Source organism: Sphingomonas faeni (assembly GCF_024273235.1).
GTDB classification, from domain to species: Bacteria; Pseudomonadota; Alphaproteobacteria; order Sphingomonadales; family Sphingomonadaceae; genus Sphingomonas; species Sphingomonas faeni_A.
In genome coordinates this window covers 41,257-51,938 of the sequence record NZ_JANBVH010000032.1, presented here as the reverse complement: position 1 = coordinate 51,938, position 10,682 = coordinate 41,257, and the positions used below count along the sequence as shown (strand labels likewise).

Here is a 10,682-nt window from a genome sequence, read left to right as displayed (position 1 = left end):
AAAGCTTCTCCGCGCTGCAATCCGCCTTGCTCAATGAAGCCGCCACACTGTTTCGCCGCAAATACTATCTTAACGGTAGTCACGCGGGTTTCATCTTGCATGCGACCGGCGAGTTCTCCGATGGGGACGTCAATGCGATCCGCGACGCGCTGAAACGGTCGAAGGGGCCGGGCAATTTTCGCAACCTCTTCGTCCACCAGCCTGGCGGCAAGGATGGCGGCATCAAAATCCTGCCGATCGCCCAGGTCGGCGCGAACGACGAGTTCATGGGGATCAAGAACGCGACGCGCGACGACGTATTGGCAGCGCACCGCACGCCGCCTGTGCTGCTGGGCATCGTGCCCGCCCAGGGCTCGACCCTCGGCAAGCCTAGCGAAGCGGTCGATATGTTTTTCGAGCTGGAGATCGAACCGATCCAGGCGCGCCTGTTGGACATCAACGAGGCGGTTGGCGTCGAGGCAGTCGCCTTCGCGCCCCGTAAGATGGTTGCACCAGCCAGCTAAGCTTTCACGTCCGGCATAGCCGGGCGGGGGATGCTGGGCTGCAACCCGGCACACCGACGAGGATCTGTCTCGCCACGACCAACGGCCATCGGCCGTCCCGCACCCGCGCGATCCGCACGGGCGGGATCTCTACAAGGCGAGGAAATCCTACATGTACACCCTTAATTCTGTTCAGCCCGTCGCACCGGCCGCGGGCTATATCGGCGGCAAGCGCAATCTGGCGTCGCGCCTGGTCGCGATGATCGAGCGCGTCGACCATGAAGGCTACGCCGAACCCTTCGTCGGCATGGGCGGCGTCTTCCTGCGGCGCCGATCACGGCCGAAGGTCGAGGTCATCAACGACGTGTCGGGCGATGTCGTGACGTTCTTCCGCGTCCTGCAGCGGCACTATCCGTACATGATCGACATGCTGCGGTTCCGCGTTGCCGCCCGTGCCGAATTCGAACGGCTGAAGGCCACTCCGCCCGAGACGCTGACCGACCTCGAGCGAGCGTGCCGCTTCCTCTACCTCCAGCGCCTGGCGTTCGGGGGCAAGGTCAACGGCCGGCATTTCGGTGTCGACAAGACGCAGGGCGCGCGGTTCAACGTCGCCAAGCTGGAGCCATTGCTCGCCGACATTCACGAGCGCCTGGCCGGCGTCGTGATCGAGCAGCTCGGCTATGCCGAATTCATCCGTCGGTACGATCGCGCCGGCATGCTGTTCTATCTCGACCCGCCCTATTGGGGATGCGAAGAGGACTATGGCCAGGACGTGTTTGGCCGGGCCGACTTTGCGCAGCTCGCCGCGCAGCTCGCCGGCATTAAGGGCAAGTTCCTGCTGTCGATCAACGACACGCCCGGCGCGCGCGAGACGTTCAGCCGATTCCATATCCGGACGGCGGAAACTACGTATTCGGTTGGCGCCGGGGCTGCGATGAAGGCGGGCGAGCTGATCGTTTCGAACGTCGCCGCACTATGAATGACCGGGCGGCGTTTTGCGTCGCCCGGACTCATCATCCGTTCTGATAGGCTTTGTCGAAGAGCGGCTTGGCCTTTTCCAGATCGGCGAGCGTATGGATTGAAATCTCCAGATCGCCGGTGCCGTAGTGGCCGATGCCGCGCATGTCTTTCGTAAAGCCGGGCTCTAGCGTCACCGTGTCCGGATTTACGCGCACGAAAACCAGCAGCTTGCCGATCTGGTTACGCATTTCGAGGCATGCGAAGTTCTTCAACCGACGAAACGCGATGTACAGATCGGTCGGCTTCACCTGAACATCATCGCCGGCCGCCTGAAGATAGGCCACGACCGCGTGATACAGATCGAGCAGCGCAGGAGGCGCCTCCTCGATTTGCTGGCTGACGGTCTTCGTCTTTTTCGCGAGCCCTGTCGTGCCGCCTGCCGTCGCCACCGCAGCTCCCTGGCCGCCGACCGCAGGACTGGCGGTCGTCGCGGTCAATTGCTCCAGCAGCAACAGGTCGTCGCCATAGCGGCGATAGCGGACCAGATCGATCGTGCGGTTCATCTGCTTGACCGCATGCTCGTCCCATTTCTGAAAGTCACCCGCGACGCAAATCAGCCGCGAGCCGGGCCAGTCGACCTTCTGCGCGACGTCCTTGCCGAGCTTCTCCATCACCAGCCACTCGAAATCCTTGCGGTGACCCATCAGCCAGTCGAGATAGAACAGCCCTTGGTTGATTACGTTCTCGTTCGTCGCACGCTTATATTCGATCACCACCGGCGCGTTGTTTTCGTCGATGCCCAGCGTATCCATCCGCCCGGCGGCGCTCGCGATGAATTCCGACGCGAGGAAGCGCACGCCGAGCAACGCCTCCAGATTGGCCTCGAACAAGGTCTGCAACGATTTTTCGAGCGCGACCGCGCCGCCGGGCAGTTCGGCGACGCCCGTCGCAGTGGTGCGGAACAGCTTCAGGTCGCTCACGCGGCATATCTCCCATCGGTCAGGCGGCGCGCGAGGCCGACGCCGGCGAGCGCGTCGAGGACTGGGCGGACCGTGCCGGCGCGCTTGCCCTTGAAGGTGCGCGCGACGTCCTGCGCGGCCATCGGCCCGGCGGCGGCGGCGAGGATCGCCTGCACCGCGCCGACCTGGTCCGGCAGGCTAGCGGGCCAGGGGATAACGTTGCTGACCGGCGCGACCGCGGCCTCGCCCAGATCGAGCGTCGCCGACACCGGCGCGCGATAGCCCGGGTCCTGATAGTCGGGACGCAGATAGCGGATCAGCCCGCGCGCTTCCTCGGCCGCGCGTTCGGCGTTGAGCGCGACCAGCCGCGTCAGGATCGTCTCGTCGTCGAGCGTCCCCGCGCGGTGATCGTCACCCCAGCCATAGGCGTCGGCCACGCCGTCATCGATCGCGTCGTGATGCTGGCGGATCAGCGTGACGAGCCCGCGGTCATGCACGTCGCGGTCCTTGTCGGACAGCGCCGGCCCGCCGCGGTCCGCCGCGCGCAACGCCTCCAGCACGTTGTACAGCTTGGTCAGCGTCAGGTCGGGATGCTCGGCGAGCACGCGCTTGCGGAGCGCATCGAGAGCCTCTGCCTTGGCACGGATGCGCGCCTTGAGCGGTTCGGGGACGTCTGTGGGGAAGGGAAAAGGGTCGAAACAGCGTGTGTTATTGTAGCGAGGATCATCGCCTACGCCGAGTCTGCCCCCGGCGGCTAATGCGTAGGCCATATGTGGTGCTGAGCTAAGGCAACCCAGCACGTACGCATCGTCGATTGCAAAGCCGATGACCTGCTGATCGATTAGCGTTTTTCCGTCCACAAACTGGAACGTTCGATGCTTAGCGGTCTGTGTTGTGGCGACGTAGCGATCCAGTCCAACTAGTGCGCGCCTCATTTCAGATCGCGGCTCGGCAAAAAACCACCAATTATCTACATAGGATTTCCGCTTGCTCTGTGCGCGAAATGGCTGAACAGTATTTGCTAGGTGCTGATAAAGAGATGGGGCCCGAGCCTTAGCCTCATCTTCGGATAGCCCGAATAAATCAATTATTCTCACATCGCGAGTATGAGCAACTAAATCTCGTCCATTTACATATTGTTTTACAAATGCAACTTGCCCAAGTGTATCGCCTACGGCGATCTTCTGAAAAGTCGTATCATCGACGATAAATCCACTCCCGATCAGTGTTACGCCGCGAAATGAAATGTTGGCGTTGGCCTTCAGTGGCTTCGTCGAAGTTACGTCAATGCCAGGGCGCATGTCGCTGCCGATGACACCGAAATGCTCTTGAAATTCTATGATGTCGGGAACGTTCCGCTCATTCGAAACCGTTAAAAGCAAACCCTCACCTGGACCGCTGACAGCGACTGTCATCGCAATGCGTACCGCTGCGCCGTCCTTTTCATCCACCCAAGGATGGTTTGAAATAGCGAAGCGCAGAGAAATTGGGTCTTTTGCGTCAAGGTGCTTGGCAATGACGCGACGGCTGAAAACTTGCGTGATCGAATTGGTTGTGACGAATCCGAAGCGTCGGGTGCCGCGCTTTCGCACCGCGAGCGCGGCCTTGTCCCACCAATGCATCACGAAATCGGCGCTTTCGGGCACGTCGGTGGTGCGGAACAATGCTTCAAAATAGCCGCCACCCAGTTTCTCGCGCACATCTTTGCCGCCGATGAACGGCGGATTTCCAATGATAAAATCCGCCTTGGGCCATGTCGCGGCCTTCGGCTTGACGTAGCGATACACTTCCGCGCGCGCGGCTTCGTCGGGCACGGGCTTGCCCGTCACCGGGTGGACCTTCATCGTCTCGCCGTCCCAGCGTGTGACGGGCGCACCGCGCTCATCGCGCTCCAGCTCCCGCGCGCTCCAGTCGATCAGCGCGTCGCGATTCTCGATCGTGCGGATGTCGCGCAAAATCGGTTCGGGCGGCGGGCTGTTCCGGCCGTTCACGCGGAAATGCCATTGCAGATAGCCGATCCACAGCACCAGCTGCGCGATCGCCGCCGCGCGCGGGTTGATCTCGATCCCCAGAAAATTCTCGGGCGTGATCGTGTGGCCGGTCAGCTCGGCGACGTACTGCGTGTCGCCAAGGTCCATCAGCAGGTCGAGGACCTCGCCTTCCAGCTCCTTCATCCGCGCCATCGCGACGTACAGGAAATTGCCCGTGCCGCATGCCGGGTCGAGCACGCGGGTGGCAGCGAGGCGGCCGTGGAACGTCTCGACCGTGCGGCGCGCCTCGTCGGGCTTGTCCTGGTCGATCAGCTCTGCGGCGGCGACACGCACGCCCGCCCAGTCGGCGCGCAGCGGCTCGATGATGGTCGGGCCGACGAGCCGCTCGACATAGGCGCGCGGCGTGTAATGCGCGCCGAGCTTGGCGCGCTCCTTGGGGTTCAGCGCGCGTTCGAGCAAAGTCCCGAAGATCGCGGGCTCGACCTCGGTCCAGTCCTTCTCCGACGCCTCGATCAGCACTAGCAATTCGTCGTGGTCGAGCGGGAGCGCTGCGGTATCCTTGAACAGATAGCCGTTGAAGCGCTTGACCGGGATGCCGAGCGCAGGCGCGAAACTGCCCTTGTCCATCGCCGCCCAGAGCGAAGATAATTGGTGGTGGAGATGCTCGGGGTGGTCGAGCTGGCCGCGCAGCAGCGTCTTGAAGCTGTCCTGCGGCAACAGCACGCCGGTATCCTCGGCGAACATCGTGAACAGCAGCCGCATCAGGAAGCCGCTGACCGCCTCCGCCGAATGGCCGCGCGCCTCCAGCCGGCGCGATATGGTGGCGAGCAGGTCGGCGGCCTCGCGCGTGACGCGCGCCGACTGGGTCGACGGATCGAGGCTTTTCGGATCGGTCCAGATCGCGGCGAGGCGCGTGCGGACTTGCGGGTCGCGCAGGTCCTCGAGCATGATGCGGTAGCGCGACCGGTCGGGGAATTGCGCATAGGCCTTCCCGCTGCCGGTGAAGTCGGCATAGACCTCGATGCAATAGCCGATGTCGGTGACGAGCAGGAACGGCGGCCAGCCATGATCGACCGGCAGCGCCTTGGCATAGCGTTCGGCCTGCCCCTTGGCCTGCACCATCGCCTTGGCCCAGCCGGGCGTGCCGCGCCGGGCGGTGCCGCGCTTCATACGCGCGGTGGCGGTCTGGCCGAACAGGTCGAGATCGTCCTCGCCGCGCTGTGCCGCCGCGCGATCGGCGTCGCTGCCCTGCTTGGCCTCCAGGATGAACGCGCCGCGGCGATAGGCGTCGATCCGGCCGAAGCTGTTGGTGCCGTCGCCATTGTCCTGGAACACGCGGCGTTCGAACACATAGTCGTTATGCGCGTCGTCGGTGCGGCTGCCGTCGGGCGGCGCGACGCCGATCAGCCGGCACAGGCCGTTGATGAAGCTTTGCGTGTTGGCAAGCTCGGACCCGCCGGTATCGCGCCACTGCGCGATGAACGCGTCGACCTCTGTGTCATCCCCCATCGCAGCATCTAGGGGCAGGATAGGCGCAGCTACAACCGTCGTCGTAGGTGGAGGGCTTTTTTAGTCCGGACGGGGCGCGCGCGTCGGGCGGGCGGGGCGGCGGCACAGAGTAGAGCGGCCCCGTCCCTGCGACCCGATTTAACACGCTATTCCCCCCGCCTCGCCCGCGGTCTTTTCGTGCCGCAAAAGGTGCGGTCGAACGGCCTGCTGAAACTGGCTCAGGTCCTAGCCCGCGTTAGCTTTTTTCGGGCTCGTACGCCGGTGCAGTTCGGTGCACTTCGCCCAATCTTTGCCGTTTCCCGGTCCGATTGTGCTTCCCAATTGCAGACGATCGTTCAGGTTGGATCGCCAGCGGCAGGACTCGAACCCGCAACCTCCGGTTGTGACCGGTGCTCCCGCCAATTGAGCTACGCTGACAATCCGCGATAACGCATTCGCATCGTTGTCGCAAAACGCCCAATGCCGGACACTCGGGTTACAAATAGGCGCTTCCGAAAGCTGCGATTCGTTCAGGGCGATCTTTCTATCCCGGTCATTCCTGATGCAAAAATCAGAAGTTCTGCATCAACGAGTAGGTCTTAAGCTGACGGTTGGCAGTCGCCGGTTGCGGACATTCCGAACAGGTGCCAATTCTGCGACATGGACGTAGAATGGCTACCACAGCTTGAGAAAGCGTTGCTCGGACGGCGGTGCAAAATCGCCCGTCGGGAGGCCGATTGGGTAATCACGGCATCTGGCGGCGGAAGCATTGCCCTTCCAATTCCGTGGCGCATCGTCGCCAACGGGAGAATCGCTTTTGCGAATGAGGATGACGGACAGCAGTTTGGCCTTCCATCTCCAGTAGACGGGGAGGCGAAGGCGAACGAACTTATCGGGGAACGGTCGATAACGAGCCTATCCATAGATAGGCAGACAGCCGACCTCATGATCTATTTCGGCGACGAGATAAGGCTCGACACCTTCAGCAACTCTTCCGGCTACGAGGGATGGCACATCAGCTTGGCACCAGAGCATGGCGGCATTTCTGTAATCGCCTTAGGCGGCGGTGACGTAGCTATTCACTAACGGCCCGCTTTCCACTCCTGATGCAAAACTCACAAGTTTTGCATCAGGCTGCGAGCGGCTAAAACGTGACCCGACCTTGATGCGCAAGTTTAATGCGTCGGGGACCGTGTTGCGACGGTAAAAAGGGCCCAATAGCGGACATTGATCAGTTAGGGGTGGGCTGGCTCTTTTCGCAAGCTGCTAGGGCGTCGCACGCGAGCTGGTCGAGCCATTCGTCATCTGACCGTTCAGTCCAAGTTTTAAGCACCTCCACTAAGGCGGGTACGGCAACCAATGCAGCGGCCTCGAAAATGGGCATACCCGCCCACTCGCCAGACAACGCTGTTAGGACGAGCGGTAGCGCCAGCTCTCGATCGCGTCTTGCAATACCGACGAGCGCTTCTGCTCGCACGACGTCGTTTTCATCGTTCGCGGCCGATAGCAATGCCTCGCGGATTTCCGGCGTATCCGCTTCCTCCAGCGCAAGGAGCATGGTCGCCCAATCGCGGTTAGAGACATCGTCGTCCCGCGTCATCGCGATAAGCTGTTGCATGTTCGCGTCAGCAAAGGCCGAGCCTGAAAGCGGCACTTCTTCAGCAGCAACTGCCTTGGGAAAGTCGGATGCAGGCTCGTAACGTTCGGTCATCGAACTCGGGTATCACCGACAACGACCGGCAGCTAACTACGAATGCCGGTCGTTTAAGCTCGTCGTTATGCCGCCCAATTGCAGTTGCTCGTTCATGCGGGCATACCATCCCACGATATGTTCATCGAGCGAGCCCACGCAGAACGAGAGACCCTATCCGATCGCGATTTGGAGCGGCTCCGTGCCGGCCTTGTTGATCAGGTGCAGCGGTACGAGGACGTCATACGCGGTTACTCGCCTGACAAAATGGAAACGCACGGACGGCCGTTTCTTACTCGCCTTCGCCAGAAGGTAGCGGATGTCGACGTCACTATGAGCGCACGAGGAAACGGCAGTTAAGCACTCCTCTCATCCATAAGCTGCCCTTCCGGTTTCCTCTCCGAACCGGCCATTCCGCTTCCGCCCAAACGTCGCCGTTTGTGCGGCTTACGACGCCACCCACTAGCGGACATAATACTGGTAGCATACCGTACGCGCGGAGGGCCGATTGGTGGTGGTATTTTACTTTTTTAGTTCCATCGCGGTAGGGTTAGCGCTCGATTGGGCGCTGTACTCGCGGATAGTATTCACCCTTGGCATGCCCTACTTTTACGGCGAAGGAGATGGCTACACCAAGTTTCTCTATCCCCGAATTATTTACACCGTAGCTGCTATTGCTGTGATGTTTTTTACCAGGGTCGATGAGGGTAATAGCATCGTAATATTCCTTTGTGCAGCAGCAGTCTTTTTGTTTTCACCATGCCGCGCGGCCTACCGTTATTTGATGGGCGAGTGAGATCGCTATCGAATGGAACGAAGCGAGCCACAGTTCGACGAACGGCAGCTAGTCAGGAATCACCCCCCGAAAGCCGCCCGTCCGCTTTCCTGCCCATCCGGGACATTCCGCTTACGTGACATCGCAGCGCGGGTGACGTGAATGAGTGAGATGGCGCCGAATTTGCGCATCCTCCCCAGGATGCACGGGACGGCGCAAGCCGGCACGCTCACCCGCGGTCGCTGGATGTTGAACCTGTTGGGTTCGGGGCCTCGGGGGCTTGGTGGAGCAGCAATCTGCGCACGCCAACGGCGTTCCTTTTATATTTAACCTTGTAGGGTCGGGTTCTGACCACCCGGTGAATTCGCGTTACAGAGGTCTACGCGACGGCCTAGCGAAGCGAGAGCTTTCGCGAGAGGGGACTCGTCGCCGGCACGGAATGCCGCCAGGTCCTCGGCCGAGATCGTCGCCAGCATCGCCGCGGTTTCCTCTTCGTTGGCCTTCCTACGAGTTACCTCGTCGTCCGGCATCGGCCCCTTGCCCATCATGCGACGGACCATGTCGGCCGCTTCCTTTGGCAAGCCAAACCAATACGCGTTCGTCACCTGCTTCACCTGGGGACCAAACGCGTCGGGATCTTCGATCGGTTCGAACCGCCGGATCCAGTTGAGGAAGCCATGATCCTTGAGTCTGGCAAGCGCCTTCACGATCGCGCCTCGCGAACGGCTAAGCCGTGTCGCCAACGTCGCAATGGCGGGCTCGAGCCTGCCCGTCTTGAAGTCGATCATTCGCATCAGCTCGCGCAGCACGTCGACGCCGATCGCGCCGAGCGGTCCGTTACGCTTGCCGGCAACCTTGTGGCTCCGATCATACGTCTCGGCAGCGCGCATGCGTGCGTTGCGTTCAGCCTTGTTAAACGGCCGCCAGTACCGCTGCTCGCGCTCGCCGGCGCGATAGCTGCTGCGGCGTACGGGTTGCCCGGTACGATGCCCCTTCGTGGCCTTGCCGCCGACGATCTTAAAAAGGGAGCGCGCGGTCATGCCGCTGCTCCCACGCCGGTCAGCGTCGAGGGATAGTAAGCAGTGCTTCCGGTGGAACCAGATCCTGGATCAGCATGTCTGCCCATTCCTGCGCAAGCTCGCGCCGGCGTGGCATGTATGCGGCCCGATTGTACGCGCCCTCGTTGCTGGAAACACCAGTCGGTACGTGCGCCAGCATCAAGTCGATTATCGCCCGATCCCCGACTCGGTTCTGCTCGCCCGCCAGCTCGTTCATCACGGTGGAGAATGTCGAGCGCCAGCCGTGCGGCACATGCACGCCCGCGAAACCGGCGTCCCGATACGCCTTGCTCACGGTGCTGTCGCTGATCGGCTTGCGTGGATGTCGGATGCTTCGAAAGATCAGTGGCGCATTGCCGGAGAAAGCCATTGCGACCTTCACCGTTGCCACCGCCTGAGAGGACAAGGGCACAAGGAATTCGTACGCAACGTCCTCTTTGCGCTCCAAAACCAGCTTCATCTTCGCTGCGGGGATGCGCCAGAGAGGGGAGGGGCCGTCCAAATTCTCGAACTCGCTGGCTTCCGCCAAGCGCAGAACGCCGGCTCGGACCGCCGTCAAGGCCAAGAGGCGTGAGGCAAGCTTTGTGAGCGGATGGCCAGGCGTACTCTCCACCGACCTCAACACGTCCGTGGCTGCTTCGATCGTCCGGACCGCGGGAAACTTGCCTTTCGGTGTCCGAGCGAGCGCCTTTGCAGCTACCGCCGCTGGATCGGCCGTCGCTATCCCCGCCCCGATCGCCCGCGCGAAGATTTCCGATATGCGCTGCCGCACCCGATGTGCGGTCTCGATCGCCCCCCGCTGCTCGATCGGACGAAGCACCTCGATCACGAGCGGTGTCGTGATTGCGTCGATCGGCAGCTTGCCGATCTTGGGGAACACGTCCTTCTGCAACGTGCTGAGGACCAGCGCTGAATGCCGCGTCGACCAGGTTGGCATTTGGCTCGCATGCCATTCCAGCGCGATGACCTCGAACGAATTGCCGGCCCGCGCGATTTGGGCAGCTGCCTTCTGGCGTTTGTCGACGGCCGGGTCCGTGCCGCGGCGAAGCTCCCGCGAGGCTGCCTCCCGCAGATCCCTTGCTTCCTGCAACGGTACGTCCGGATAGGCACCGAACACGATGCGCTTTTCCTTGCCGCCGATTCGATACTTCCAGCGCCAGCTCTTGTAGCCACTCGGCATTACGAACAGGTAGAGTCCGTGAGCATCGCCCAACTTGTAGGGCTTCTCCGTGGGCTTCGCCTGACGGCAAGCGCGATCGGTCAGCATTCGGTGCCCCCA

Annotated in this window: 8 protein-coding genes, 1 tRNA gene and 1 pseudogene; 4 read left to right on the top strand and 6 right to left on the bottom strand. The window is 61.9% G+C overall.

Going from position 1 to position 10,682, the window contains the following annotated elements; translation table 11 throughout:
• Both NLI89_RS16155 and NLI89_RS16150 read left to right on the top strand, forming a co-directional pair.
• Positions 1-503, top strand: a pseudogene (locus NLI89_RS16155) (phage portal protein); the annotation flags it as partial.
• A gap of 151 nt (positions 504-654) precedes the next feature.
• On the top strand, positions 655-1,461 hold the full coding sequence (locus NLI89_RS16150; RefSeq protein ID WP_254687965.1) for a DNA adenine methylase: 807 nt from the start codon (positions 655-657) through the stop codon (positions 1,459-1,461).
• A gap of 34 nt (positions 1,462-1,495) precedes the next feature.
• Here NLI89_RS16150 and NLI89_RS16145 read toward each other — a convergent pair whose 3' ends face one another.
• The 3 genes from NLI89_RS16145 to NLI89_RS16135 form a co-directional block, all read right to left on the bottom strand.
• A complete protein-coding gene (locus NLI89_RS16145; RefSeq protein ID WP_254687964.1) occupies positions 1,496-2,422 on the bottom strand; it encodes a DUF5655 domain-containing protein in 927 nt (308 codons plus the stop codon).
• The gene (locus NLI89_RS16140) at positions 2,419-5,901 is read right to left on the bottom strand and encodes a class I SAM-dependent DNA methyltransferase (RefSeq protein ID WP_254687963.1); all 3,483 of its coding nucleotides are present in this window, start codon (positions 5,899-5,901) and stop codon (positions 2,419-2,421) included. Before NLI89_RS16140 ends, NLI89_RS16145 begins: the two co-directional genes overlap by 4 nt.
• A gap of 346 nt (positions 5,902-6,247) precedes the next feature.
• Positions 6,248-6,318 (bottom strand) — tRNA-OTHER (locus tag NLI89_RS16135).
• 222 nt (positions 6,319-6,540) lie between these two features.
• On the opposite strand from NLI89_RS16135, the gene NLI89_RS16130 reads away from it, so the two are divergent.
• A complete protein-coding gene (locus NLI89_RS16130; RefSeq protein WP_254687962.1) occupies positions 6,541-6,966 on the top strand; it encodes a hypothetical protein in 426 nt (141 codons plus the stop codon).
• 145 nt (positions 6,967-7,111) lie between these two features.
• Here NLI89_RS16130 and NLI89_RS16125 read toward each other — a convergent pair whose 3' ends face one another.
• Positions 7,112-7,591: a lyase gene (locus tag NLI89_RS16125; RefSeq protein WP_254687961.1), complete on the bottom strand. Its 480-nt coding sequence runs from the start codon at positions 7,589-7,591 to the stop codon at positions 7,112-7,114.
• Between the two features lie 487 nt (positions 7,592-8,078).
• Between NLI89_RS16125 and NLI89_RS16120 the strand changes: the two genes are divergently transcribed.
• A complete protein-coding gene (locus NLI89_RS16120; protein WP_254687960.1) occupies positions 8,079-8,366 on the top strand; it encodes a hypothetical protein in 288 nt (95 codons plus the stop codon).
• 305 nt (positions 8,367-8,671) lie between these two features.
• Here the strand turns inward: NLI89_RS16120 and NLI89_RS16115 are convergent, their stop codons facing one another.
• Positions 8,672-9,385: a replication protein A gene (locus tag NLI89_RS16115; RefSeq protein WP_254687959.1), complete on the bottom strand. Its 714-nt coding sequence runs from the start codon at positions 9,383-9,385 to the stop codon at positions 8,672-8,674.
• A 19-nt stretch (positions 9,386-9,404) separates the two neighbouring features.
• Positions 9,405-10,670 (bottom strand): tyrosine-type recombinase/integrase, encoded by a 1,266-nt coding sequence (locus NLI89_RS16110; RefSeq protein WP_254687958.1) that lies wholly within the window; start codon positions 10,668-10,670, stop codon positions 9,405-9,407.
• Positions 10,671-10,682: the final 12 nt, after the last annotated feature.

What these genes read in the sequence shown, in the direction of transcription:
- NLI89_RS16130 (WP_254687962.1), top strand. Translation starts at nt 6,541, where the DNA reads ATGGACGTAGAATGGCTACCACAGCTTGAGAAAGCGTTGCTCGGACGG.
- NLI89_RS16115 (WP_254687959.1), bottom strand. Translation starts at nt 9,385, where the DNA reads ATGACCGCGCGCTCCCTTTTTAAGATCGTCGGCGGCAAGGCCACGAAG.
- NLI89_RS16110 (WP_254687958.1), bottom strand. Translation starts at nt 10,670, where the DNA reads ATGCTGACCGATCGCGCTTGCCGTCAGGCGAAGCCCACGGAGAAGCCC.
- NLI89_RS16140 (WP_254687963.1), bottom strand. Translation starts at nt 5,901, where the DNA reads ATGGGGGATGACACAGAGGTCGACGCGTTCATCGCGCAGTGGCGCGAT.
- NLI89_RS16150 (WP_254687965.1), top strand. Translation starts at nt 655, where the DNA reads ATGTACACCCTTAATTCTGTTCAGCCCGTCGCACCGGCCGCGGGCTAT.
- NLI89_RS16125 (WP_254687961.1), bottom strand. Translation starts at nt 7,591, where the DNA reads ATGACCGAACGTTACGAGCCTGCATCCGACTTTCCCAAGGCAGTTGCT.